Genomic DNA, 23,841 nt, shown 5'->3' on the forward strand with positions numbered 1-23,841 from the left:
CTGTAGGAGATTATGATGTACGAAGCTGGACATGTTTTTTTAGCAAGAATCGGTAAAACGACGCTCCGTCCGGGCGGTATTGAAGCTACCGAATGGCTGATTGATCAGGCTGCAATAACACAGGAGACAAAGGTTCTTGAGGTTGCGTGCAATAGAGGTCGCACCATGATTCAGTTGGCACAGAGATTCGGTTGCGCCGTTACAGGTGTCGATCTTGATGAAAATGCCTTACAAAATGCGAAAGCTAATATCGAAAAAAATAATCTACAAGATAAACTTACGCTGATACACGGCGATGCAACAGCATTACCATTTGAAGATAATAGTTTTGATGTTATTATCAATGAAGCAATGCTGACCATGCTGGTGGGCGACCGCAAAGACAAAGCACTCAAAGAGTATTTCCGTGTGCTTAAACCGGGCGGTAGAGTAGTAACACAGGATGTCTTTTTTACCGTTAAAGACACGGCACAGCAAAAGGAACTCAGAATGGGTCTAAGCAAGGCGATTAACGTAAATGTCGAGCCGCTCGATGCCGAGGGGTGGGAGAGTCTTTTCTCCCGGAACGGATTTACCGTAACACAGAAATGCGGAATGATGACCCTGCTCAGCCCCCGCGGTTTGCTCAGAGATGAAGGCTTGTGGAATACGCTGCATATTATCCGGTGTGCACTCAAGAAAGAAAACAGAGCAATGTTCTCCAAGATGTACCGTTACTTTAACGGACACAAGTACGAACTCGGTTATATCTGTAACGCAGGCGTAAAAAAGGTGTAGATCGATTTTCTAAAAGCTCTAGCTTTTTAGAGGTGTTCATCTATCGCGCTACAGCCCCACTCCTGCTTATCCAGCCGTATTTGCCCCCACCGTTTCGGTATAGACCTCTTTGTTGAGCACTTCCAGCGACAGCTTTGTTCCTTCCGGAACGGTGTACGGTACGGAACATGCGCCGCCCGGATGCCGGAAGGAGGTAAGGAGATCCTTATCCCCGTTGGGATACGCCGCATAGAGCGAAACGGTAAAGGGGTAGGGAAACTCCGCCAGTGTTGTTTTGAGGATGCCGGATACCATGCCGTTTGTCGATTCCGGTAGGGAAACGGTCAGTGTTACCGGAGAAAATACCGGAACTTCGCTCTGTGCTGCGGCGCTTTGCTGTTGTACGGTAATATCCGTTCCCGTTGTGCTGCCTGCGGTAAAAGCAAAAGTTACCGCAGCTCTCTGCATTACCTGATATATTTTTTTTAGATCGGCGCCGGCCATATTGGGAACTTGGGTTGTTTCCGCTTGCGTTCCCTTGCTTACCACAAAGGTCAGCTCCATATTATTCGCAATCGGAGTTCCCGCTGCGGGTTCCTGCTCAAGGATGGTTCCTGCGGGTTCGGCGCTGTATTTTGTCAAATACGGCTGTTTAATCTGGATGTATTGGCGGCTGCCGGAGGTAAACAATTCCCGTATCCGATTTTGTACATCTTCGATATTCTCTCCGATATAGTTCTGTACCGTATCGATGACAGTCCCCTGGCTTACCACCAGCTCGATCCGCTTGCCGCCTTTAACGATAGCTCCCGGGCTGGGATCCTGTTCAAGGATAAGCCCCTTCTCATCTGCTTTTTGAGAATAGCGGAGCTGAATGCGCGGATAGAGCTCACGTGCCTGCAAATCGAGCAGCGCTTCGGGTAAATCTTTACCGACAACATTCGGCACCATCACTTGCTCGGCACTTTTTAACGAAATAAAAAAGACCAGCGTCGAAACCGCAACAAAAACGATGAGCATCACCAACGATGTAATAACAATTGTTTTTCCGTTTCCGCTGATATCATCAGCAATATCACCTATACTCATACTTAATCCTTAGATTTATGTTTCCGGAAGAGATCGGAGCGTAGTTCCGATAAAGCCGGCTGCCCCATTTAAAAAATCCTTCCATTGCATTGCTTTTTTTGTTTCCTTCTGGAGTATCTGAACTGCTAAAATACCCTTTCCCGTTTGCACCAATACGCCTTCCCGTTTATCAATGCCGAGTACCAGTCCCGGCGTTTCGGGCGATTCCTTCGCAGCATTCCCCGTATACGGATGAGCCTGTATAATGGAAAGTTTTGAACCCATCCAATAGGTAAAGGCTCCCGGCCACGGGGTGTAGGCGCGTATTTTTCGATCTATTGCGGCAGCATCATCTTGCCAGCACAGTAATCCGCTATCTTTTTCCAACAGCGTACAATAGGTTGCTGCTGCATGATTTTGCTGTGTTGTGGTGACAGAACCCGTTTCTACCGTTTTAAGCGCTTGCACGATGAGCGAAGCGCCGAGTTCTGCACAGCGGGTTAAGAGCGTTTCGGTCGTATCGGACGGTTCAACCGGCAGCTCTTTTTGAATAATGATGTCTCCCGCATCCATTTCCTGCGCCATATACTGAACGGTTACACCGGTTGTGCTATCTCCTGCAAGGATTGCTGCCGGTACCGGACTCGGCCCTCGCCATCGGGGCAGCAGGGACGGATGAATATTGAGCGCTCCGTGTGGAAATAATGCCAGCGTCTTCGGGCCGAAAATCTTTCCATACGCAAAACAGACCAGTACATCAGGCCGGAGCGCCGCTACGGCTTCGCGGAAATCCGCATTTAATTTCTCCGGTGTAAAGACCGGTACCTCTTGAGCGATGATGCCGCGTTCTTTTAGTTCGGCAACCGCCTGCGCTATCGCAGAGTCTGTATATTTTTTACCGCGTCCGACACGGGCGGGCGGAGCCGTTAACACGCCGGCAAGAGGATAGGTTTTTGCGATTGCTTGCAAGGCCGGGATTGCACAATCGGGAGTTCCGGCAAAAAAAACGTTCATTATGCACGCGCCCGCTTTTTTGCTTCACGCTGTTTTTTGCGCTCTTGCTGTTGAGTGAACTTTGCAATGAGGCTATCCCGTTCTTTTTCGGATAGCCGGTCAATGAAAAGGACTCCTTCAAGGTGATCATACTCATGCTGGATAACCCGCGCGAGTAAACCGTTTGCTTCTATCGTCCTGCGCCGTCCGTTCATATCCTGATATTGCACGGTAACGGCTTCGGGGCGAACAACGTCCGCATACATTTTAGGGATGCTTAAACAGCCTTCTTCATAGCTGCATTGTTTTTCCGAAGTGCCGACAATGAGCGGATTAATGAATACTCGTTCCACGCCGTCATCGATTTTTACGATAAAAAGTCTTACATTTTTTCCTATCTGAGGCGCCGCCAAACCGATACCTTTATCCTCATCCATTGTTATAAACATTTCCCGTATCAGTTCATGCAAGGCTTCATCAATATGCTCTACCGGCTTTGAGGGCTGCCGGAGCGTTTCTTCACCTAAATACAGTACCTTCATCGCGCATTATAGTACAAAATTTATGCCGTGCGGTCAATGTGTTTACAAAGTGAACGTACCGGAAATCTCTGTCCCGCATCTATCAGCTACTTGACTTTTTTGGGGTTATTTGGCATTATCGCCTGTATTCACGGTGGGTGTAGTTCAGTGGTAGAGCGCCAGATTGTGGATCTGGTTGTCGTGGGTTCGAACCCCATCACCCACCCTTTTACGTTTATGCTCGTTGTGCATCACTAAAAGCTAACTGAGTTTTTAGTGATGCACATAAATTAGTCTGTTTTGGGCATGAGCGAAAAATGCGCCTGTAGCTCAGTTGGATAGAGCAACGGACTTCGAATCCGTAGGTCGCACGTTCGAGCCGTGTCGGGCGCACGTTTTTTACCCATTCATATTTTTTACAAATCCCGTTACTCATCACCGGATAAATCTTTTACATACAAGAGTCCTTTCTGCTCAAACCCTTCCCGTTCAAGTAGTGCAATCAGATGAGCCGGTGTGCAAAAGTCGGCAAATATCAGTACATCAGCCAAAGGTTGGGCATACATGCAGGCTCGCTGTAGAAGCTCTTTACCGAGTCCAAGTCCCCGATACTCAGGCAATACCCGCAAGAACGGAATACAAAAACTTTCATTAAACGGGAAGGCAATGACGGAGCAAACCCCGCACAACCCGTTTTCATTGTATGCAGTGATATACACAGCATTATGCTGAGTTGTACTGTACTTCTGTCCGGCTGCGGCGCAAACATTCGCATCAAAAAATGCTGTGTATCCAAGTAGACTACCCGCTTCAAATGCTGCCTTTTCGTCAAAGTCGTCAAAGGATATTATCTTATCACTGTCGTCGGATGTTGTTTCCGTTTTACGGATAAAATTTCGCAAAAGTTCGGCATTCAACGCATCGTATTTTTCAATCTGAAACGTAAAATCTTCCTGTAAAAGCTGACTGTCCGTTTCATCTTCAAAACTGATTTTTTCCAGTCCCCAGAGTTTTCGCAGATCATTATACCATTCGTACACGGCAGCTTTCATCTGCTGATCCTTGAAGCGGTACCATTCGCGTTCAACAGCAGGTGCGGTTTTCAGTACTTCTTTATATCGGCGAAAGACGCCTTTCCGCTGTCCGAGTGCATTGAGCAATGCCTCCCGCAGTAGCGGATTATGCACCAGTGTAGTAAACTGCTCCATCACATGGAAACCATGAGCGGAAGTCCATTTAGGGAGAGCGTAATAGCGCTGTTCGTCGATAACCGTTTCATAATCATCGCCAATGGTATCTGCAGCAACACAGACACCTTCAAGTGCATCGAATAAAAGAATTTCCGTTTGATTTTCCATAGAAAAGATAATATCGTTGAGCATTTCGGGGGATAAAATAAATGTCATACCATTTGATTATATCATAAAATAAGTGTAATATGTAGCGGATTATCTCTAGGGCATCTCTAAAAACTCGGTTAGCTTTTTAGAAGTTCCCTCTGAAAGATGGGAGGTCGTATATGAGCGATATTGTGTATATTGAAGGACGTGAGATTCTCGATTCTCGCGGAAATCCTACTGTTGAAGTTGATGTTGCATTGAGCGACGGCAGTTTCGGACGTGCCTGCGTTCCGTCGGGAGCATCTACCGGCGAGTTTGAAGCGTTGGAAATGCGCGACGGTGATGCAAAACGCTACGGCGGCAAGGGTGTGTTAAAGGCTGTTGATAATGTGAATACCATTATTGCGGAAGAGCTTGAGGGAATGGATGCCTTGGAACAGGCTGAAATCGATCAGACTATGCTCAACCTGGATGGAACACCGAATAAGTCAAAACTCGGCGCCAATGCAATGCTCGGCGTTTCGATGGCGGTTGCACGCGCTGCCGCCGACTATGTCGGTTTACCGCTGTACCGTTACTTGGGCGGCGCACATACCTTGCAAATGCCCGTGCCGATGGCAAATATCATCAACGGCGGCAAGCATTCCGACAACAAAATCGACTTTCAGGAATACATGGTGATGCCGATCGGCGCCGAATCCATTCACGAAGCGGTGCGCATGACGGCGGAAGTGTTCCATGCTTTGAAGAGCCTTTTGAAAGCAGACGGCAAAGCTACCTCTGTCGGTGATGAAGGCGGTTTCGCTCCGGATATCGATAACGAAGCGGCGCTGGAGTATATTATGAAGGCGATCGATAAGGCAGGCTATAAGCCGCGCACCGATATTGCCATCGCGCTGGACTGCGCTTCTTCCGAATTGTTCGACGAGGGCGGACGCAAGGGCTATAAATTCTGGAAGTCTAATCCGGATAAGCTGTTCACTGCGGATGAGATGATCGAAATCTACAAAAAGTGGATTAACACCTATCCGATCGTTTCTATCGAAGATCCGCTCGATCAAAATGATTGGGAAGGCTATGCCCGCCTGACCAAAGAACTCGGCAGCAAAATTCAGATTGTCGGCGACGACTTCTTTGTTACCAACACCGAACGGCTGCAGCGCGGTATTAAAGAAAAGGCCTGTAACTCCATTTTGATTAAGCTCAATCAAATCGGCACGGTTACCGAAACCATCGATGCGGTACGTATGGCGCAGAACGCAGGCTATACCGCCGTTATTTCTCACCGCTCAGGCGAAACCGAGGATGCGTTTATCGCCGACCTCGCCGTCGCAGTAGAAGCGGGACAGATTAAGACCGGTTCGATGAGCCGCAGTGACCGTATTGCAAAGTACAACCAGCTGATTCGTATCGAAGAAGAACTCGGCTGCCAAGCCCGCTATGCCGGCGCCGCAACCTTTGCCCGCTATGGATTTTAACATTTAGTCTCACATTCTTAATTATACATTCATAATTAAGAATGTGAGTAATTACCCATTACAAATTACCAATTACTAATTGATTTATAGGAGTAGTTATGAAACAGATTATTGCAACAGACAAGGCGCCGGCTGCGATCGGGCCGTACTCGCAGGGAACAGCCGCAAACGGCTTTATCTTTACTTCCGGTCAGCTGCCGATTGATCCCGCTACGGGTGCTTTTGTTCCGGGCGGTATTGCCGAACAAACCCGCCAATCGCTGATGAACCTGAAAGCGGTACTCGAAGCAGGTGGTAGCAGTTTGGACAAGGTGCTTAAAACAACCGTATTTTTAAGCGATATGAACAACTTTGCGGAAATGAACAAAGTGTACAGCGAGGTATTCGGTACCGGAAATTATCCCGGACGCTCCGCTGTGGAAGTTGCCCGTCTGCCTAAAGACGGACTGGTCGAAATTGAGGCAATCGCTCTTGCGTAAGTTGATTTTAGCGCTGCCGCTTGCGGCAGCGCTTGTTTTTTCCGCTTGTACAAAACAAAAGACAGAAACCAAAACGCCGCCAGCACAAAAAAGTGTATCGGCAGCACCGGTTGAAGTTCCGTCCGCCAATCATTGGAAATATTTCTCCGTTGGTGATAATGGTTCTGTGGAATTAAAAAACGCCGATGCCGTTTCCGAAATACCTGCCGCGATGTTTAAACCGTGGACGGAGGCGGTTCAAGTTGCCGATTTCGGTTTAAATAACGGGAATGCCGTTTTTTTAATCAATAAATGCGGACTGTATCCGATTCGCTCTTTACAATCCAGCGCGCAGCTTCCGGTTGAGCATGAGCTTTTTTCGCAGGCTACCGCCGGAGATCTGTATACGGTTGACGGGCAGTTTTTTATTCGCATTTACCAAAATTCGATCTTTTTATCGCGCGATACATCCGAAAATACGCTCTTTTTATTGCGTGCCGATTCCGGATTCTCGTCGTATACACCCGTTGCCGATGTAACGTATCTGCATTTACCGAAAGGCGCGCAGTGCAAATCGCTTGAACAGGTTGGCAGTCAATGGTATGCGAGTTTTAAGGCTGATAATGGAACGGATATTTCCTTCTCGTATGTAAAATGCGGTAATTTTGTCTCCTTTATGCAGAAGGATGCCTATAAATATATCGAACAGCTGTCTGTAGAGGCCTTTAGAGCAGCCTGCGAACCTCCGCTTTATACCCGGATGCCGGATATGCTCAAAGAGTTAGCAGACACAATCGAAAGTAATAGAGATTTGTACTTGAAAGTATTCACCGAAGATTCGGCGGATGGTACTATTTTCTTCAAACCTGCACGGAATCAAACAACTGATACTATGGAAGAGAGGGTGCCGGTAACCGTGTATGCAATTCAGTATTCCCAAGGTGATGCTAACCGGAGCGCCGCCCTTCTTTTGCCTGACGGAACGTTGATGCTTAATACGAACGGGCGAGGCATCCGAAAAGTACAGCTGCCGTCTTTACCCGAAAACTTTAACTATACTGCGTTTTCTATCACAGATACGGCTATTACCGCAGCGTGGGAAGAATCGATATTCTACGAAGTCGGGCGTGCAGGTATCTTTACCGCCGAGTTGAGTGAATTAGGACTGTAAAGTCCAATGTTTGTTTTCAGCCGCTAAAACTGAGCGGCTGAAAACGGCTGAATTTACTTACGCAAACTTACGGATTATATGCACTTATCGTGCACGATTGCCCTTTACCTTATGAGAATATCTCCCTGCGTTTTGCGTCGGGGTTATTGATTATGAAGGGGAGACCGAGCAGCAGTTCGTCGATGCTTGTGATAAGATGCCGCGGACGTATCTTGTCTTTATACTCAAGCAATTGCTTAAATATGTAGAGAGATTCATCAAGCACCTTGCCGATCAATCCCGGAATCCTGATTCGTACTTGCAGCGTCCATCGTGAAATAAAAATCATCGCTTGCAGAACAACTGCTTTTTCCAAACCGTTCAGCAAGGCTCCGCTCGTGAGCGAGAAACTTCCTATCGAAAATAGTTCTCTTCCTACCGGAATAAAGATATGACACGCTACTATTCCTACCGTCGAAATACAAAGCGGCACCCAATATATTTTTTGTTTTTCTGCAATACAGAGCAAAAAGCCCGCAGTAAAAATGACAGCCTTTGCCGGTAAGCCCGGTATAAAAAGGAGTGCAATCAACAAGGTGAAGCCTGTTATCAATCGGAGCCGCGGATGAGCGGCAGGATTCGTATTGTCCGGTAGTTGAACGTATAACGGGGAATCCGTGTCCCGTATATGAGTATACCATTCGGATTCCGCTTCAAAGCTTTCGCAAAAAATACCGAGGATCAAAGACGTTATCGCACCGATAAAGAGAAAGGGCGGCACCATATAGCGGATACCTTCTCCGAAAATAAAGAAGCGCCCGATAAAAAGCTGTATGCAGTTTGATACAAATGCCCCTGCCATGCTGATCCCCGCAAGCGAGAGCACCTTACGGGGAATCTTATGCAAGGCATACATCATAAGTGCGGCACCGATTGTCCCTGCTGCCGAAAACAGGACGAGATAAGAAAAGAGCGTTCCGCTGATAAACGCCTGCCCGAGAATTTTTATCATCGTCAGCAATAAAAACGCCGGAAACGATAACACATCAAGTGCGAGCATCAACGGAACATTCGCAAGACCTATCCGCAAAAACGGCAGCGGCTTGGGAATAACAAATTCAATAGCCGAAAGGAAGAAACACAAGGCGCCGAAAACCGGCACCAGCGCATCCTGTTTTTTGTTCATAGTATAGCCGGTTTAATGACAGCCTGAGCACCCGCCGCAGCCGCCTTCACCTGTACCGCAGCTGCTTCCGCAACCGCCTGCGAAGGATTGCTGGACTTCTTCAAGCTCTTCGGGGGTAGCATCCCGCACACCGGCAATCTTTATATCGAAGTGTAGTGTCTTTCCGGCAAGCGGATGGTTTGCATCCAGCGTGATGATATCACCATCAATACCGGTTATAACCACATGATGGCCGCTTGTTTCAAATTCCATGCCGACTTCCAGCTGAGTGTCGGGCGGGAATTGTGCCCGGCTCACCTCAAAGACCGCACGCGGGTCAATTTCACCGTAAGCCTGCTGCGGTGCTACCGTAAGCGAAAAACTTTCGCCCTCCTCGCGTCCTGCAAGGGCTTTTTCCAAGCCGGGGATAAGCTGGCGATAACCGTGAACATAGTCCAGCGGTCCCATCTGTTCTGATGAATCCAAAATCTCTTGGTTATCATCTTTTAAGGTATACTCAAGGGTAACCAAACAATCGTCTGCAATTTTCATGCTGAATATGATACCGATTTTCCTACGTTCAGGCAAGGCAAAAACTCGAAATGCGTTTGCTCTGAATCCACATCTTGACCTCTGTAGGCCGTTTATGCTATATTTTGAAATCAACCGTTTAGTTTTGATGGTATGCACCCGTTCATATATCATCATACAAAAATCTATAAAATACGCGGAGTTATGTATCATATTTAATGATAGATGTTTCCGTGGAAACGTAAACAGAGGTTTTTATGTACGCACTTTTTGAATATAAAGGCAAACAGTATAAGGCTGAACAAGGTTCCAAGATTCTGGTAGATAAGATCAACGAACCGCAGGGAACGGCTATCGATATCGATACCGTTTTACTGGTTAACAATGACGGTAAAGTGTCTGTTGGAGCTCCCTACGTTGCGGGCGCGAAAATTTCGGCAACGGTTGAAGAGAGTATGCGTGATAAGAAGGTAATTGTATACAAGTACAAGAGTAAGAAAGACTATCACCGCACAATCGGGCATCGCCAGCACTACACCTATTTAACGGTTAATTCGATTACCGGGGTGTAAGCGCGGAATGATACAAGTCCTTTTGGAGCTTGATGAAAGGGAGCATCTCCTTTCCGTTGAAGCTTCCGGCCATGCGAATAGCGGCGTGAAAGGACATGATATTGTGTGTGCAGCCGTAACGATCCTTTTAAGGACGACTGTACAGGCGCTCGGTTCTGTGCAAGCTGATGTCAGTGCGGAACGGCGCGGTTCGCTTTCTTTTCGGGTTCTTAACTATGACGAAACGCAAAGTGAAAAATTACGGTATGCAGCGGAGTTTTTATGGCTTGGGATAGCTTCTTTACAGGAAGAATATCCGCAAGCGGTTCAATGCAAAAAGATACAGCGGTAAGCACACAGATGCTTATCTGATACGAGGAGGCTACTATGGCACGGAAACGAGGCGGAAGCGGTGCAAAAAACGGACGAGATTCAAACCCTAAATATTTGGGCGTTAAGGTATACGGCGGGCAGACGGTAAAAGCCGGTTCCATTTTAGTCCGTCAGCGCGGAACTCCCATCCATCCGGGCGACAATGTCGGCCGCGGCAAAGATGATACCTTATTTGCAACTGTAGACGGTACGGTTGTGTATCATCACCGCAATGGCAGACATTTAGCATCTGTAACGCAAGCGTAGGGATGGACGAGCGGTTAATTCCGCAATGATATTGAGACCTTCTGAAAATTGAGTTTTTTAGAGGGTACTTGTTGTAAGCCGGCTCTAATGCCGGCTTTTTTTTCGAGAAGGAAACGAGGCGATGATTCAATTTGCGGATGAAGCTTTAATCGAAGTTTCATCGGGAAAAGGCGGGAACGGCTGTATTGCGTTCCGGCGGGAAAAATACGTGCCTAAGGGCGGCCCGGCAGGCGGCGACGGCGGGCGCGGCGGCGATGTGCTGTTTGAGATTAAACGGAATATGCGCACGCTTGTGCATTTACGCCATAAGCGGGTATTCCGGGCTAAAAACGGCTTGGATGGGCAAGGTTCAAAACGATTCGGTGCGAAGGGTACCGACTGTATTATTCCGCTCCCGCCGGGCTGCATTATTAAAGATGCCGATACCGATGAGCTTGTCTACGATTTCGGTGACCGGACTGAGGGGCTTATTCCTTTCTTGACCGGCGGTAACGGCGGCTGGGGGAATTGTCATTTTAAAACCTCAACCAATCAAGCGCCGCGCACCGCTTTGCCGGGACAGGAGGGCAAGACCCGCCGTCTTAAAATTGAGCTGAATATCATCGCCGATATCGGACTTGTCGGTTTTCCCAATGCCGGTAAGTCCTCTCTTTTGGATTACTTTACCAATGCCCGCCCTAAGATTGCACCCTATCCGTTTACCACCAAAATACCGAACCTCGGCGTCCTCCGCATCGATGAGGAACAGGATATTATCATCGCGGATATACCGGGGATATTGGAGGGCGCTTCGGAGGGAGTCGGCCTCGGTATTCGGTTCTTAAAGCATATTTCGCGGACGGCGGGGCTGGCCTTTTTGATTGACCTGTCCGATGAGAATTATTTAACCGCGTATGATACCCTCTGCGGAGAGCTTGCAGCCTATTCGGAAGAATTAGCTGCAAAAAAACGGGTTATTATCGCTACTAAACTCGATCTTGAGGGAACAAAAGAGCGGCTCAAAACTCTGCGGGAAAAACTTTCCGATGTGCCCGTACTCGGTATTTCGGTGTTTAACCGCTGGGGATTGGACGAGGTTCGCGATGCGTTTGTTGCGCTGGTAGAAGAGCTTGCCGCCGCGGATGCAGGCAAAAACGCTGAAACATCGACAGAGAGCACCGTCGGCAAACAGGCAGGCAACACCGCATTCAGCACCACTGTGTTCGATAACGCAGTATCCGGTGATGACTTGACAACCGAAGGTTTATCGGCAGATATGGCTGCGGGTGGTGTGTTCGATTTCGATAGCGCTGCCGGCGGCGGTTTTAACGATAGTGCTGCAGGAAGCAATCATTTTAATGCCGTCGGCGGTATGCAAAAGACTATCGTACCGGCTGCGGCAGACAATAACTTTATGCATGCAGAGCTGGAAGACCCCGTTTACGTGCAGCAGGAAGGTTTCGGCGCAACGGTGAGTTTAAGCCGCAAGCGGAAGGGTAAAAAATGAGGCTCGCCGTATTGGGCGGATCTTATAATCCTATTCATATCGGCCATTTGATGCTTGCCGATGCGGTTTCGCTCCGTTACGGGTACGACACCGTAGCCTTTATCCCCGCGTTCTTATCACCCTTTAAAGACGGACACTCCGGCTGCACCGCCGAGGACAGACTCGCAATGGTGAAACTCGCAATCGCCGATAATCCGGCTTTTTACTGTGAACCCTGCGAGATACAGCGGCAAGGTGTTTCGTATACCATCGATACGTTAAAATTCCTAAAGAAAAAATTTCCTCAATGTGAAGGGAAAATCGGGTTGATTATCGGCGATGATTTACTGGAAGGTTTTACCGGCTGGCGTGAAGCGGAGTGCATACCCGATTATGCCGATATAATAGTAGGAAACCGCATTATAGACCGATATTCTACGGCACAGGCTGCTTCCGCGGGCAAGGTTCCTCATTTAAGGGTAGATAATGCCTTGCTGCCGGTGTCTTCAAGCGGAATACGGGCAGCTATAAAAGAAAAAAAGAGCTGGCGCTATCTTGTACCTTCAGGCGTATACTCGTATATTAAAGAACATAAACTCTATGAATGATATCCGTATTGAAAAACTCATCACAGTACTGGACCGGTATGCACGCCGCAATCTTTCCGATCACCGCTATGAACATTCATGCAGGGTTGCCTCTTATGCGGAAGAACTTGCCCGCCGGTATGGTTACGGACACAGGCTTCAGCGGCTTTGTTATCTCGCCGGTATTTCCCACGATATGTGCAAAGAAAAGCCCATCGGCTTTCTACTCCGCACGGTACGGACGGATGGGCAGCCTGTTACGCCCGACGAAGCGGTAAATTCCGAGTTACTGCACGGGCGGGCTGCAGCGGTTTTATTGCAGGAGCATTACGGCATTCATAAAAAATCGCTTTTAAATGCGGTGCGCTATCATACCTCCGCTTCTACAAAGTTTGATGCGCTGGGGCGGATCATCTATATTGCGGATAAAATCGAACCCGGCCGGAAAAATTGCAATTACTTACGGGAAAAGGTTGAGGAGCTGACGCTCGATGAGCTTTTTCTTGAAGTGCTGAAAGAGGTTATCGGCTTTGTGGAGTCAAAAGGAAAAAAAGTGCAGGCGTGTACGTATAAAACATATCGATTTCTAAAAGAGAAAAATGCTTTACAGGATAGGCAGCAGATACCGGATATGCAGACGAAAACGATCCGTCGGGAGGCAAGGAATTGAAAGAGGGAAAAAACATCATCTTTTTACTACTCATCTTAGCTATGCTCATTCCTTCTGGGGTGATTGTCGCACGGAATCTCAATGTTGACCCTATCAGTACCTCTCTTTCTGAGGATAATGTGCTCAAGGTGCTGTTTATCATCGAACACGACAATGTGCCTATTTCTACGAATGTTATTGCGCACTATTCGCAAACACGGCGCGCGGCAATGTTCGATATCCCTGCGAATATCGGATTGATTTTGCCTCAACTTGGACGTACCGGCGGTATCGGCTCGCTCTATACGGAAAAGGACGCGGCTGTTTATAAGAAAGAAATTGAAAAACTGACCGGTGTTGACATTCCGTTTTATATTGTGTGTTCGCTGACCGATTTTATGTATTTAACCGATTTGCTCGGCGGTATTTCGGTTTTTATTCCTTCTTCCGTCGATATCGATTCCGAACAATATGGAAAGATCTTGCTCCCCTCCGGTTCGGTACTATTGGACGGCGATAAGGTTCGCGACTATTTGTTGTATGAAGATGAGGCGGATGCCGAAGGTGAGGCGGTAACCCGCAAGCAAAAAGCGGTATTGGCCTTTCTCCGCAGTTTATATGAGCATCCCGAAATGCTCGAAAAGGAGCAATTTAAGGTCTTCAGCCCGTTGCTGCACGGCAATGTTACCGGCGGAAATTTAAAACAGCTTTTGGAATACCTTTGCAAAATCGATTCGGAGCGGTTAGTACCTCAGCGTTTAACCGGCGCCGTGCGTATCGTCGATTCAAAGGAATTACTCTTTCCGTTCCGCGACGGTCAGCAGATAAAGGAAATTATCGGACAGACGCTTGCCGCGCTTGCTTCAAAAGAAGGTACAACGCTGGAGCGGGTATATGCATTGGAAGTTTTAAATGGAACCGATATTAACGGGCTTGCACGAACCGCCTCCGAGCTGTATCAGAGTTTCGGGTATGACGTTATCCGTGTTGGAAATGCGGCGCAAACGGGAGTTGAGCATACGGTTTTAATCGATAGAATCGGGAATGAGGCGGTGGCAAAGATTGTCGGACAGGTTGTCCGTTGTGAAAATATCGAATCTGCCCAAATCGGCGATGATCATTCCGGCAGCGAAACGAACGTCGACTTTACGTTGATACTCGGTAAAGATTTTAACGGTTATTCGGTACGGCAAAAAAAATAGAAGAGAGGATATATGGAAGTTAATTTTGAACAGGCAGCTTTAACATTTGGAACTATTTTGCGTGATCTTAAAGCGGAATCGGTTGTAGTGCTCGATTTACGAGAGGCGCATATTTGGACGGATTTTTTTGTGATTGCGACTATAGCGAGCGGTAAACAGGCCGGCGGTCTTGAAGGCAAAATTATGGAAGCGGCGAAAGAGATGCAGATTGAGGAATACCGGACTATCAGAAAAAGTCCGGATGGCGACGAATGGAAACTGCTCGATTTCGGTTCCATCGTTGTGCATTTAATGAGTCCCACCGCCCGAAAATTCTACGACCTTGAACGTTTGTGGTATGACAGCCCTAATCTGTTAGCGTAGGGGTTAAAGTATCGGCGCTTCTTAAAAATAAAATCTTGGAATTCCGATAATGATTGCAGGAGTATTGTAATGAAAAAACTCATTTTTATGATATTGACCGCACTGTCGGTACTCATGGCACGGACGTATGCGGCTACGGATACAGCTCCATCAAAAACAACTGCCGATAAAACCGTACCGCAAGTAAAACAGCAAGCGGAACAGGATGCCCAAAAGAGCGGAACGGAAAAACCGGAAGAGAAAAAACAAGAGCTTGATGAGATTGAAAAAGCCCGGCAAGCATTGCAGTACGGATTGGAATCGGAAATACTTGAGGTAGTCAATAAGGTTGAGAAGCGTGATTTTGAAACGATGCAGGACGATTTTAATCGCCTGTTTATGGAGACAAAGAGTCCTGCCGTGCGAGAAGGTCTTTTCGGTTTATACCAAAAATATAAAAACACTCAACTGACGGAAGCGGCGGTTGCAGTATTGGCAGACTATGAAGCCCAACAGCGGACGCTGGTAAAGGCGGTGCTGTCTTACCTTGCAACGGTAAAGCCGGAACTCACTCCCGCCTTAAACGAGGCTCTGCAAAAAATGCTGACTCAAGATACGGCGGAGTATGGTGCGGAAACGGTTTCCGTATTAGGCGAAATCGGCAGTGATGAAGAGGCTGCCTTTTTAGCAGACTATTTTGATAGCTTGACAATTGACGATGCAAAGCAGGAACTTATTTTAAAACAGACGATTATGGCTGCGCTCGAAAAGCTGCACAGCGAAGATACCCGTGCGTTTTTATCGGAGCGGGCGCAGGATGAAAATGAAAATATTTACGTTCGTTCCAGTGCTATTGCCGGACTTGCCCAAATGGGGAACCCCGATATTGTGCCGCTGCTGGCGGAGTTTTTTGAACAGCCGGAACCGCAGCTGCGGGAAGCCGCAATACGGGGTGCTGCCTCTTTCGATACGGATGAAACCCGAAAGCTCATCTTGCAGGGATTTAAAGACAGCTATTATAAGGTTCGGCTCGAATCCTTAAAAACCGCACAAAAGACAAAGATGGCGGAAGCAGCGCCGTATGTATTATACCGTGCAAAGTATGACCCGACGGATGCGGTTCGGTTTGCAGCGGTAGAAACGCTGGCGGTATTGAATACGGCAGAAGGCAATACATGGCTTGCCGAAACATTTCGTGATTCTAAAAAGAGTGAAAAACTGCGGGTTACTATTCTGAGTTCGGTGTTGAAGCACAATTCCACGGCGCTTGCAGCTGATTTGGATACGGTGGTGCTGGCAACCGTAACGGATAACAAGCAAAAGAAACTACGGTATGAGTTCGGTAAGGAAATTGCAAAAATCGAAAATACTGCAACGGCAGAAATTTGCAAAGCTTTTTTACAGAGTGATGATGTATTAACCAAGAGTATCGGGCTTGATATGTTTAAGACGAACGCTCCGGCGGATGCCCGTGCCTTAGTGGAAGCTATCGCGCAAGACGAAAAACAAGGTGCACTGCAGCGCCGTGCCCGGCGATTGCTGGAATAACGGGTAAACGGTATTCTTGCTGCCTTGGTGTACGGCAATCTTGGCAGCATGAGCCTCCCCCGATGAACCTGCTGCCGGTAATCGACAAGGCGTAATCTACGGCTTGCATAAACTTTTCCTTTATGATATTCTTCTATATAGAACTTTATTATCCTTATAAATCTAGGCAGGAGTCGTTCAAACGGCTCTTTTTTTGTTTACGGGAGTTGATGCAATGGAATATGTGCAAAAAGAAACCGTTCCGTATTTTACCGATTATGAACAACTGGTTACCGGTCTTGGATATAAATTGGTTGATTTACAGATTGTTCATCAAAAAACAATGTGGCTGGTAAAGGCCGTTATCTACAGTAAAAATGGAGTCGGGATAGACGATTGCTCAAAGGTACATCGGGCGTTATTATCGCGTGCAGAAGTTCTGCTCAATTCTCAAGATATTCAAATGGAAGTAAGCTCTCCGGGGCTTAACAGAGTAATAAAAAATGCAGCGGAATTTCAAGCCTTTATCGGAGAAAATATAAAGGTGTTGGAAGTTTCCTGCCCCGATTGGCTTGAGGGTGAATTGCTGGCTGCGGATTCGACGGGTATCTGTTTAAATATTTCCGGCGGGCAAAGGGATATCCGGTATGCGGATATAAAAAAAGCGAAATTGAATAAGATCTAAGGAGTCGTGATGGCTGGGGTAAGTATTGAAGATGTCCGAAAATTCGCGTTAGAAAAAGAACTGGATGAAGATCTTGCATTTAAAATTGTTGAACAAACATTGAAAGCTGCATACAAAACGGCTTTTAAGACCGATGTTAATGCGGTAGTTATTACCGGTGATGATGCAGTAAGCATTTATGCACGTAAAAAGATTGTTGATGATGTTGTGAACCCTGTGCTTGAGGTAGATATAGAAGAGGCAACAAAACTTGCGCCTGACTGCGAACTCGGCGATGAACTTCTTTTTGAGCTGGATCCTAAGGATTTTAAGCGCGGCTCAATTCAAGCGGGTGTGCAGCGCGTGCATCAATCGACGAGAGAAATCCAAAAAGACAGCATTTATTCCGAGTATAAGGCGAAAGAGGGTGAGATTATCATCGGCTATTATCAACGGAAGAAAAACGATAATATTTATGTCGATCTCGGAAAAGTTGAAGGGCTTTTACCGCGGAAATTTCAACTTCCACAGGAAATATATCATCCGAACGATAGAATAAAAGCCCTTATAAAAGAAGTAAAAAAACACCGGCAATCAAATGTGGTACAGCTCATCCTTTCTCGTACCGATCCCGATTTTGTGCGCCGGTTAATGGAACTTGAAGTTCCTGAAATTTACGATAATATTGTTGAATTGTACAAAATCGTCCGCGAACCCGGCTACCGGACAAAGGTTGCCGTTATCTCTCATAGAGAGGATGTGGATCCCGTCGGTGCTTGTGTCGGTCCGAAAGGTACCCGTATTCAGACGATTATTACCGAGTTGGAGGGAGAAAAAATCGATGTGCTTGAATATTCGAGCGATCCGGCAGTATTTATTGCCAATGCCCTCTCACCGGCTGAAGTATTGGATGTTGTTATCCTTGATGCGGAAAAGCGTACGGCGCTTGCCGTTGTTGCGGAAAGTCAGCTTTCAATTGCCATTGGAAAGCAGGGCTTGAATGTTCGGTTGGCCAACCGGCTGGCAGATTGGAGTATCGACGTTAAGACTGAAAAGCAGTTCCAAGAGATGGATATCCATGCTGAAACCCGTAAGGCTGCTGAAGAGCTGTTTAATGATGAGGCTGTTTTACTGACCGAGGTTGAAGGTATTGACCCTGATGTGTTAGCGCTCTTGCATGAGAATCATATTGAAACGGTTGAGCAGTTCTTGGATACTTCGCATCAAGAACTCTGTGCGCTTCCCGGTATGTCGGAAGAAAAAGTTAAGACTCTTGAGGCATTGATCAACGGATCATTTGAGATCGTCAATGAGAATCAGGAACCGGAACAGGAAGCCCAGCCTGAAAATCAAACAATGTCTGCACCTGCTGAGGATGCGGAAGAAGAAGTATACGAATGTCCCGAATGTGGGGCACCGATTACGATCGATATGACAGTCTGTCCTAACTGTGGTGTCGGTTTAAGTTTTGAATATGAGGACGAAGAATAGGAGTTGTATGGCAGAAGGTATCGAAAATACTCAGGAACAAAAAGTTATTCTCAAAAAGGCAAAGCCCGATTCTGCATCGGTAGCGGCAGCCCAGCCTCAAGTACAGCAGGCCGTAGAACAGAAACCGGTACGGACAATAAAACGTAAACTGAAACCGGTAGCGCATCCTACGGCGAACGCAGCTCCAGCCGGCGCAGCAGGAAATCGTCCTGCCGGCGAGCAGAAGCGGCGTCCTGTTGTATCTTCAACTCCTGCGGATTCTTCCCCTCAGGTGAAAAAAACACCGGAGCATTCGGCGCAGCCGTCGGAACGAAAAAGTTCTGCTTATACGCAGGGGGAAGAAAACCGCCGCGTACAAAAGCATAGCGGCGAACGCACGGAACGCTATGATAGGAATCGATCTGAAAAGCCGATGCGGAGAGAAAATACCGAAACTCAATCTCAAACTCAACAGACACAATCGCAATCGGATAATAAGAATCAAATCCGTTCACTGGATTTAAGCAGCAAACGGCCAGACCGCCGTGCGGGAAACCTTGCGGGTGGATCCAAGCCGATGAACCGGTTCGGTAACCAAGGTAACCGGCATAATAAGCCCGGCTTTACCGGCGGACAGGGACGAACCCAGCAGCAACAGGATGGACGCGGCGATCAGAACAACCGCGGAGGTCGTCCGGGCGGCTATTCATCGGATAGACCGCGGACAGGTGGCTTTAATAAGCCCGGTTTCCAAGGCGGACAGAATAGAGGTGGTGCCGGCGGTCGTCCGATGTCAAGCCCGATGCCGCTTGAAACCAATAAGCAGAATACCAAAAAAGCGTTTAAGGGCAAAAAGACTTATTCACGAAAGGATCAGGAAAGCGAGTTCTTTGAAGAGAAACTGCTGCAGCAAAAGAAAAAGGCTAAAGAAAAGGTAAGCGCCGTTCCTAAGAGCATCGAGATGATGGAATCCATTTCCGTTGCAGAATTAGCTCGAAAGATGAACCTCAAAGCATCGGAGCTTATCGGTAAATTGATGGAAATGGGCATGATGGTAACGATGAATCAATCCATCGATGCGGATACTGCAACCATCCTTGCTTCGGAATATGAGTGTGATGTTAAAATCGTCAGCCTCTATGATGAAACCATTATCGAAACTGTCAACGATGAAGATGCAGAGTTGCTTACCCGGCCGCCGGTTGTTACCATCATGGGACATGTTGACCACGGTAAAACCAAGACGCTTGATGCTATCCGCAGTACCAATGTTACCGCCCATGAGTTCGGCGGTATTACCCAGCATATCGGCGCCTATATGGTATCTACCCCCAAGGGAAATATCACCTTCCTTGATACGCCCGGCCACGAAGCATTTACAATGATGCGCGCGCGCGGCGCCGAGGTTACCGATATTGTCGTATTGGTAGTTGCGGCCGATGACGGCGTGATGCCTCAGACGATTGAAGCGCTGAACCACGCGAAGGATGCAAAGGTTCCGATAATCGTTGCAATCAATAAAATCGATAAGCCGGAAGCAAACCCCGATAAAATAAAAACCCGCCTCGGCGAACTCGGTCTTGTTGCCGAAGAATGGGGTGGAGACACGATATACGTTCCCATTTCAGCCTTGCAGAAAAAAGGTATCGATGACCTACTCGATGCAATCCTGTTACAAGCGGAAGTATTGGAACTGAAGGCAAACTATAGCTGCCGTGCGGAAGGAAAGGTTGTTGAATCTAAGATCGATCACGGACGCGGCGTTGTCGCAACGATTATCGTACAGCGTGGAACCCTCCGAACGGGCGATCCCTATGTCGCAGGTGTTTATTCCGGACGTGTTCGTGCTATCTTTAACGACAAAGGTGAAAAGATCGACGAAGCAACGCCGAGTATGCCGGTAGAGATTTTAGGACTTGAAGGAATGCCGAATGCGGGTGATCCCTTCCAAGTAACCGAATCCGAACGCATGGCTCGCCAAATTTCGTTAAAACGGCAAGAACTCAAGCGGTTTGAAGATTCACGTAATGTGAAGAAGGTAACGCTCGATAACCTGTATGAAACGATCACCGATGGTGAAGTTCTTGAACTCAAAGTTATTATTAAGGGCGACGTACAGGGATCGGTAGAAGCCTTGAAGCAATCGCTTGAAAAACTGTCTACAAAAGAAATACGCTTGAATGTTATCCATGCGTCTGCCGGTGCTATCAATGACTCTGATGTTATGCTTGCTGCAGCGGATTCAAACGCAATCATTATCGGCTTCAATGTCCGTCCCACATCGCAGGCAAAGGCGCTTGCCGAACAGGAAAAGGTCGATATCCGCAAGTATAACGTTATCTATAAAGCCGTTGAAGAAATTCAGCAGGCTATGGAAGGAATGCTCAGTCCCGATATTAAAGAGAATGTTATCGGTATGGCTGAAATCCGCAGCGTTATTAAAGTACCTAAGATCGGCAATATCGCCGGTTCATATATACTTGAAGGTACGGTAAAACGGAGCAGTACGGTTCACCTTATCCGCGACGGCATTGTGGTGTTCTCCGGTAAGCTTGCGTCCTTGCGCCGATTTAAGGATGATGTCAAGGAAGTGGCTGCGGGTTACGAATGCGGTATTGCGCTTGAGAACTTCAACGATATAAAGGTCGGCGACCAGCTGGAGATTATCGAAACCGTCGAGGTTGCCCGTAAGCTGACTGATACACAGCATTATGAAGCACCCGAAGCTCATACCGGTAACGGAGAAGCAGCTGAATGAGTGAGTTCCGTTTGGATAAACTCGCGGAACAAATCCGCGAGGAAATTTCTCAGTTGATTTTTTCAGGGAAGATAAAAGATCCGCGTGTTTCCAACTTTCTTTCGATAAACAGAGTAGAAGTGTCCGGCGACCTTGCGTACGCAAAGGTGTATGTTTCCAGCTTTATGGATACGCATAAGACAAAGCAGGGCGTTCGGGGTTTGGAAAACGCGGCGGGATTTATCCGCACAAGCTTGGCAAAAAAGCTGCATATCCATCAGTGTCCTCAGTTTACCTTTATCTATGACGAAAGTATCGAAGAGGGCTTTAATATGGTGAAAAAACTTGAAGCCTTAGAAGCAGCCTCGGATTCCGGGAACAATGCCCAAGATTGAACCTCAATTTATTATCCCCTTTGCAAAACCTTCCGGTATAACCAGCTTTACCTCCCTTTGGCAGGTAAAGCATACGCTCGGCACTAAAAAAGTAGGACACACCGGTACGCTCGACAGCTTTGCTGACGGCTTACTGGTGTTGCTTTCCGGAAAGCTGACCAAACTGGTGCCGTATATCACGGATTTTGATAAAACCTATCGCGTGTTGTTCTATTTTGGAAAAGAAACTGATACGCTCGACCCCGAGGGAACCGTTATCGCCGAAAAGCCGCTTCCGGTGTATGCCGACTTTATTGCGGCAATTCGGCAGCTGACCGGACACATCGAGCAAGTGCCGCCTGTTTATTCGGCGGTAAAGCAGGCGGGGGAGCGGCTTTCCGATAAAATACGGCGTGGAGAAACGGTAACCGTACCGCCTCGAACCGTTACCATCTATAGCATTGACATCGAAGAAATTTTTTATGCACCGGAAGCTGATACGGATGCCGAAAAATCCGAAATAGGTGCAGCTCAAAAAGTGCTGGGCGCCGTGCTGTGTGTGCGCTGCTCCAAGGGAACGTATATCCGTGCATTGGTGCGGGATATTGCCCATCGATGCGGTTCTGCCGCGTATGTCTATGGGCTCCGCAGAACGGCAGTCGGGCCGTTTACCCTTGAACAGGCGGCCGGTTTTTCGGCGCTGCAGCCTTTCGGAAGCGCTGCAGTGAGTACGGAAGGTGCACCGTATTCGGTTACCGACGAAGAAGTAAAACGGGCGGCGCTGCCTTTAAATGAAGAAATCGCCGGTGCCATGCATTTTCAAATAGCGGTGCTTCAAGAGAAATATTATGCTGCGTTTATGAACGGGAAGCCCATCAACGGGTACTGGTTTACAGGTACGCAACCGCTTTCTGACGGCGGACCTATCGCAGTGTTTTATCAGGGTAGCTGCACGGGTCTGATCATAAAAAACGGTAACCGGTTTCATTATGAGACTGTATTCAATCAAAGCTGAGGCGTTTGCACTGATAGGCTGGAGTGATGAAGATTATCTATTGGGATGATTTAATAAAAGAAAAAAACTTGTATCCGCAGGGTTCTGCTATTTCCATAGGCGGATTTGACGGACCGCACCGCGGGCACGAGCGTATCTTGTCGGCGGTGTTAAAGGCTGCACGACATAAGGGCATTCCCGCTGGAATCATCACTTTTTTCCGGTCACCTCGGTCGGTTAAGGCGGGAAATACTTATGCAGGCGATGTTTCTACACTGGAAATGCGACTGCAAAAATTTGCCGAGCAAGGATTTAGCTTTGCGGTGCTGATTGACTTTTCCGCTGATTTCGCTAGAATAAAAGGTACTGTTTTTTTTGACATACTAATAAAAACTATCTGCATAAAATATCTTGCCGTTGGCAGTGATTTTACCTGCGGGTATCGCCACGATACGGGAGTAGGGGACTTACAGCGCCTTGCTCGTGAAAGGGGCTTTTGTTTTGATTCCATTGAACAGCTTTATTCGGCACGGCAGGTGCGTATCAGCTCAAGCGCGATACGGCAGGCTGTTGAACAAGCTGATTTCACCCTTGCAAAAGACCTTCTCGGGTATCCTTTTTTCTTAGATGTCGAAAAAATAGTCCAGCGGAGAGAGAACACTGTATGGTCTATCGAAAAGTCGGCTGTAACACAGATTCTCCCACAGAGCGGACAGTATTCAGCCTGCGCATATTTACGGTCGGGGGTGATTATTCCCGTACAGGTGAAAGTTACGGATACTTTGCTGGAAGTTTCCGAAGAGACCGCAGCGCCGGTTCCGTTTGCCGCGGAAACATTAATACATAAATTGGAATTTATACGGAAGGAGTAAGAAATGGCACTTACAAAAGAACACACTGCATCGGTTGTTATGAAATTCGGTGCAAACGAAAAAGATACGGGCAATACCAAAGTTCAGATTGCGTTGTTGACCGATAGGATCCGACAGCTCACCGAGCACTGCAGAATCAATAAAAAGGATAAGAGCAGCCAGCGGGGGCTTTTGGTATTGGTAGGACAGCGACGGCGCTTGCTGAAGTACTACAAGCGTACCAACCTCGAAGGCTACCGTGCCCTTATTAAAGAGTTAGGCTTGCGCAAGTAAGATACACGCTGCTTAATGTACCGGAAATTGCTAAT

At 47.5% G+C, this 23,841-nt stretch carries 26 protein-coding genes and 2 tRNA genes; 22 read left to right on the plus strand and 6 right to left on the minus strand.

Translation table 11 applies throughout. From position 1 onward, the window contains the following. Positions 1-15: 15 nt before the first annotated feature. Positions 16-777 carry a class I SAM-dependent methyltransferase gene (locus E4N66_RS03870; protein WP_253729031.1) on the plus strand — a complete coding sequence of 254 codons (762 nt, stop codon included), beginning with the start codon at positions 16-18 and terminating at the stop codon, positions 775-777. A 66-nt stretch (positions 778-843) separates the two neighbouring features. Here the strand turns inward: E4N66_RS03870 and E4N66_RS03875 are convergent, their stop codons facing one another. The 3 genes from E4N66_RS03875 to def are packed head-to-tail and all read right to left on the minus strand — an operon-like array spanning position 844 to position 3,359. After that, positions 844-1,845: a PASTA domain-containing protein gene (locus E4N66_RS03875; protein WP_253729032.1), complete on the minus strand. Its 1,002-nt coding sequence runs from the start codon at positions 1,843-1,845 to the stop codon at positions 844-846. A 15-nt stretch (positions 1,846-1,860) separates the two neighbouring features. Next, entirely contained in the window at positions 1,861-2,838 is a 978-nt protein-coding gene (gene fmt, locus E4N66_RS03880; RefSeq protein WP_253729033.1) for a methionyl-tRNA formyltransferase, read from the minus strand. Further along, positions 2,838-3,359 carry a peptide deformylase gene (gene def / locus E4N66_RS03885; RefSeq protein ID WP_253729034.1) on the minus strand — a complete coding sequence of 174 codons (522 nt, stop codon included), beginning with the start codon at positions 3,357-3,359 and terminating at the stop codon, positions 2,838-2,840. Before def ends, fmt begins: the two co-directional genes overlap by 1 nt. Positions 3,360-3,492: 133 nt before the next feature. On the opposite strand from def, the gene E4N66_RS03890 reads away from it, so the two are divergent. Both E4N66_RS03890 and E4N66_RS03895 read left to right on the plus strand, forming a co-directional pair. Further along, positions 3,493-3,564: transfer RNA gene (locus tag E4N66_RS03890), tRNA-His, on the plus strand. Between the two features lie 93 nt (positions 3,565-3,657). Then, positions 3,658-3,731: transfer RNA gene (locus tag E4N66_RS03895), tRNA-Arg, on the plus strand. A 35-nt stretch (positions 3,732-3,766) separates the two neighbouring features. On the opposite strand, the gene E4N66_RS03900 is transcribed toward E4N66_RS03895, so the two are convergent. Beyond that, positions 3,767-4,744: a GNAT family N-acetyltransferase gene (locus tag E4N66_RS03900; protein WP_253729035.1), complete on the minus strand. Its 978-nt coding sequence runs from the start codon at positions 4,742-4,744 to the stop codon at positions 3,767-3,769. A 113-nt stretch (positions 4,745-4,857) separates the two neighbouring features. Here E4N66_RS03900 and eno point away from each other — a divergent pair, with 113 nt between their 5' ends. The 3 genes from eno (at position 4,858) to E4N66_RS03915 (ending at position 7,785) form a co-directional block, all read left to right on the plus strand. Continuing rightward, on the plus strand, positions 4,858-6,156 hold the full coding sequence (eno, locus tag E4N66_RS03905; RefSeq protein ID WP_253729036.1) for a phosphopyruvate hydratase: 1,299 nt from the start codon (positions 4,858-4,860) through the stop codon (positions 6,154-6,156). A 98-nt stretch (positions 6,157-6,254) separates the two neighbouring features. Beyond that, on the plus strand, positions 6,255-6,635 hold the full coding sequence (locus tag E4N66_RS03910; protein ID WP_044015536.1) for a RidA family protein: 381 nt from the start codon (positions 6,255-6,257) through the stop codon (positions 6,633-6,635). Continuing rightward, entirely contained in the window at positions 6,628-7,785 is a 1,158-nt protein-coding gene (locus E4N66_RS03915; RefSeq protein ID WP_253729037.1) for a DUF8086 family protein, read from the plus strand. Before E4N66_RS03910 ends, E4N66_RS03915 begins: the two co-directional genes overlap by 8 nt. 109 nt (positions 7,786-7,894) lie before the next feature. Here the strand turns inward: E4N66_RS03915 and E4N66_RS03920 are convergent, their stop codons facing one another. Both E4N66_RS03920 and E4N66_RS03925 read right to left on the minus strand, forming a co-directional pair. After that, entirely contained in the window at positions 7,895-8,950 is a 1,056-nt protein-coding gene (locus E4N66_RS03920; RefSeq protein WP_253729038.1) for a Gx transporter family protein, read from the minus strand. Positions 8,951-8,962: 12 nt separating this feature from the next. Next, positions 8,963-9,481: an FKBP-type peptidyl-prolyl cis-trans isomerase gene (locus tag E4N66_RS03925; RefSeq protein WP_253729427.1), complete on the minus strand. Its 519-nt coding sequence runs from the start codon at positions 9,479-9,481 to the stop codon at positions 8,963-8,965. Between the two features lie 236 nt (positions 9,482-9,717). Between E4N66_RS03925 and rplU the strand changes: the two genes are divergently transcribed. From rplU to rpsO, 16 genes are all read left to right on the plus strand, one after another. Further along, a complete protein-coding gene (gene rplU / locus E4N66_RS03930) occupies positions 9,718-10,032 on the plus strand; it encodes a 50S ribosomal protein L21 (protein WP_016522145.1) in 315 nt (104 codons plus the stop codon). 7 nt (positions 10,033-10,039) lie between these two features. After that, positions 10,040-10,363, plus strand: a complete 324-nt coding sequence (locus E4N66_RS03935; RefSeq protein WP_253729039.1) for a ribosomal-processing cysteine protease Prp — start codon at positions 10,040-10,042, stop codon at positions 10,361-10,363. 35 nt (positions 10,364-10,398) lie between these two features. Continuing rightward, positions 10,399-10,650 (plus strand): 50S ribosomal protein L27, encoded by a 252-nt coding sequence (rpmA, locus tag E4N66_RS03940; protein WP_006187878.1) that lies wholly within the window; start codon positions 10,399-10,401, stop codon positions 10,648-10,650. A gap of 121 nt (positions 10,651-10,771) precedes the next feature. Next, positions 10,772-12,136: a GTPase ObgE gene (gene obgE, locus E4N66_RS03945; RefSeq protein WP_371922449.1), complete on the plus strand. Its 1,365-nt coding sequence runs from the start codon at positions 10,772-10,774 to the stop codon at positions 12,134-12,136. After that, positions 12,133-12,723, plus strand: a complete 591-nt coding sequence (gene nadD, locus E4N66_RS03950; RefSeq protein WP_253729040.1) for a nicotinate (nicotinamide) nucleotide adenylyltransferase — start codon at positions 12,133-12,135, stop codon at positions 12,721-12,723. Before obgE ends, nadD begins: the two co-directional genes overlap by 4 nt. Next, positions 12,716-13,372, plus strand: coding sequence for a bis(5'-nucleosyl)-tetraphosphatase (symmetrical) YqeK (gene yqeK / locus E4N66_RS03955; RefSeq protein ID WP_253729041.1), 657 nt, complete (start codon positions 12,716-12,718; stop codon positions 13,370-13,372). Before nadD ends, yqeK begins: the two co-directional genes overlap by 8 nt. After that, positions 13,369-14,553 carry an LCP family protein gene (locus tag E4N66_RS03960; RefSeq protein ID WP_253729042.1) on the plus strand — a complete coding sequence of 395 codons (1,185 nt, stop codon included), beginning with the start codon at positions 13,369-13,371 and terminating at the stop codon, positions 14,551-14,553. The genes yqeK and E4N66_RS03960 overlap by 4 nt, the downstream gene beginning before the upstream one ends. 12 nt (positions 14,554-14,565) lie before the next feature. Further along, positions 14,566-14,916, plus strand: a complete 351-nt coding sequence (rsfS, locus tag E4N66_RS03965; RefSeq protein WP_253729043.1) for a ribosome silencing factor — start codon at positions 14,566-14,568, stop codon at positions 14,914-14,916. A 69-nt stretch (positions 14,917-14,985) separates the two neighbouring features. Next, positions 14,986-16,443 (plus strand): HEAT repeat domain-containing protein, encoded by a 1,458-nt coding sequence (locus tag E4N66_RS03970; RefSeq protein WP_253729044.1) that lies wholly within the window; start codon positions 14,986-14,988, stop codon positions 16,441-16,443. 214 nt (positions 16,444-16,657) lie between these two features. Then, entirely contained in the window at positions 16,658-17,107 is a 450-nt protein-coding gene (rimP, locus tag E4N66_RS03975) for a ribosome maturation factor RimP (RefSeq protein ID WP_016522137.1), read from the plus strand. Positions 17,108-17,116: 9 nt separating this feature from the next. Continuing rightward, the gene (gene nusA, locus E4N66_RS03980; RefSeq protein WP_253729045.1) at positions 17,117-18,577 is read left to right on the plus strand and encodes a transcription termination factor NusA; all 1,461 of its coding nucleotides are present in this window, start codon (positions 17,117-17,119) and stop codon (positions 18,575-18,577) included. 7 nt (positions 18,578-18,584) lie between these two features. After that, positions 18,585-21,314: a translation initiation factor IF-2 gene (gene infB / locus E4N66_RS03985; RefSeq protein ID WP_044015556.1), complete on the plus strand. Its 2,730-nt coding sequence runs from the start codon at positions 18,585-18,587 to the stop codon at positions 21,312-21,314. After that, positions 21,311-21,688 carry a 30S ribosome-binding factor RbfA gene (gene rbfA, locus E4N66_RS03990; protein WP_253729046.1) on the plus strand — a complete coding sequence of 126 codons (378 nt, stop codon included), beginning with the start codon at positions 21,311-21,313 and terminating at the stop codon, positions 21,686-21,688. Before infB ends, rbfA begins: the two co-directional genes overlap by 4 nt. After that, the gene (gene truB / locus E4N66_RS03995; RefSeq protein ID WP_253729047.1) at positions 21,675-22,682 is read left to right on the plus strand and encodes a tRNA pseudouridine(55) synthase TruB; all 1,008 of its coding nucleotides are present in this window, start codon (positions 21,675-21,677) and stop codon (positions 22,680-22,682) included. The genes rbfA and truB overlap by 14 nt, the downstream gene beginning before the upstream one ends. A 26-nt stretch (positions 22,683-22,708) precedes the next feature. Further along, positions 22,709-23,533 carry an FAD synthetase family protein gene (locus E4N66_RS04000; RefSeq protein WP_253729048.1) on the plus strand — a complete coding sequence of 275 codons (825 nt, stop codon included), beginning with the start codon at positions 22,709-22,711 and terminating at the stop codon, positions 23,531-23,533. Between the two features lie 3 nt (positions 23,534-23,536). Continuing rightward, the gene (gene rpsO / locus E4N66_RS04005; RefSeq protein ID WP_044015564.1) at positions 23,537-23,806 is read left to right on the plus strand and encodes a 30S ribosomal protein S15; all 270 of its coding nucleotides are present in this window, start codon (positions 23,537-23,539) and stop codon (positions 23,804-23,806) included. Positions 23,807-23,841: the final 35 nt, after the last annotated feature.

Source organism: Treponema sp. OMZ 857 (assembly GCF_024181085.1).
GTDB lineage: Bacteria > Spirochaetota > Spirochaetia > Treponematales > Treponemataceae > Treponema.

What these genes read in the sequence shown, in the direction of transcription:
- E4N66_RS03870 (WP_253729031.1), top strand. Translation starts at nt 16, where the DNA reads ATGTACGAAGCTGGACATGTTTTTTTAGCAAGAATCGGTAAAACGACG.
- E4N66_RS03875 (WP_253729032.1), bottom strand. Translation starts at nt 1,845, where the DNA reads ATGAGTATAGGTGATATTGCTGATGATATCAGCGGAAACGGAAAAACA.
- fmt (WP_253729033.1), bottom strand. Translation starts at nt 2,838, where the DNA reads ATGAACGTTTTTTTTGCCGGAACTCCCGATTGTGCAATCCCGGCCTTG.
- def (WP_253729034.1), bottom strand. Translation starts at nt 3,359, where the DNA reads ATGAAGGTACTGTATTTAGGTGAAGAAACGCTCCGGCAGCCCTCAAAG.
- E4N66_RS03900 (WP_253729035.1), bottom strand. Translation starts at nt 4,744, where the DNA reads ATGACATTTATTTTATCCCCCGAAATGCTCAACGATATTATCTTTTCT.
- eno (WP_253729036.1), top strand. Translation starts at nt 4,858, where the DNA reads ATGAGCGATATTGTGTATATTGAAGGACGTGAGATTCTCGATTCTCGC.
- E4N66_RS03910 (WP_044015536.1), top strand. Translation starts at nt 6,255, where the DNA reads ATGAAACAGATTATTGCAACAGACAAGGCGCCGGCTGCGATCGGGCCG.
- E4N66_RS03920 (WP_253729038.1), bottom strand. Translation starts at nt 8,950, where the DNA reads ATGAACAAAAAACAGGATGCGCTGGTGCCGGTTTTCGGCGCCTTGTGT.
- E4N66_RS03925 (WP_253729427.1), bottom strand. Translation starts at nt 9,481, where the DNA reads ATGAAAATTGCAGACGATTGTTTGGTTACCCTTGAGTATACCTTAAAA.
- rplU (WP_016522145.1), top strand. Translation starts at nt 9,718, where the DNA reads ATGTACGCACTTTTTGAATATAAAGGCAAACAGTATAAGGCTGAACAA.
- E4N66_RS03935 (WP_253729039.1), top strand. Translation starts at nt 10,040, where the DNA reads ATGATACAAGTCCTTTTGGAGCTTGATGAAAGGGAGCATCTCCTTTCC.
- rpmA (WP_006187878.1), top strand. Translation starts at nt 10,399, where the DNA reads ATGGCACGGAAACGAGGCGGAAGCGGTGCAAAAAACGGACGAGATTCA.
- obgE (WP_371922449.1), top strand. Translation starts at nt 10,772, where the DNA reads ATGATTCAATTTGCGGATGAAGCTTTAATCGAAGTTTCATCGGGAAAA.
- nadD (WP_253729040.1), top strand. Translation starts at nt 12,133, where the DNA reads ATGAGGCTCGCCGTATTGGGCGGATCTTATAATCCTATTCATATCGGC.
- yqeK (WP_253729041.1), top strand. Translation starts at nt 12,716, where the DNA reads ATGAATGATATCCGTATTGAAAAACTCATCACAGTACTGGACCGGTAT.
- rsfS (WP_253729043.1), top strand. Translation starts at nt 14,566, where the DNA reads ATGGAAGTTAATTTTGAACAGGCAGCTTTAACATTTGGAACTATTTTG.
- E4N66_RS03970 (WP_253729044.1), top strand. Translation starts at nt 14,986, where the DNA reads ATGAAAAAACTCATTTTTATGATATTGACCGCACTGTCGGTACTCATG.
- rimP (WP_016522137.1), top strand. Translation starts at nt 16,658, where the DNA reads ATGGAATATGTGCAAAAAGAAACCGTTCCGTATTTTACCGATTATGAA.
- nusA (WP_253729045.1), top strand. Translation starts at nt 17,117, where the DNA reads ATGGCTGGGGTAAGTATTGAAGATGTCCGAAAATTCGCGTTAGAAAAA.
- infB (WP_044015556.1), top strand. Translation starts at nt 18,585, where the DNA reads ATGGCAGAAGGTATCGAAAATACTCAGGAACAAAAAGTTATTCTCAAA.
- rbfA (WP_253729046.1), top strand. Translation starts at nt 21,311, where the DNA reads ATGAGTGAGTTCCGTTTGGATAAACTCGCGGAACAAATCCGCGAGGAA.
- truB (WP_253729047.1), top strand. Translation starts at nt 21,675, where the DNA reads ATGCCCAAGATTGAACCTCAATTTATTATCCCCTTTGCAAAACCTTCC.
- E4N66_RS04000 (WP_253729048.1), top strand. Translation starts at nt 22,709, where the DNA reads ATGAAGATTATCTATTGGGATGATTTAATAAAAGAAAAAAACTTGTAT.
- rpsO (WP_044015564.1), top strand. Translation starts at nt 23,537, where the DNA reads ATGGCACTTACAAAAGAACACACTGCATCGGTTGTTATGAAATTCGGT.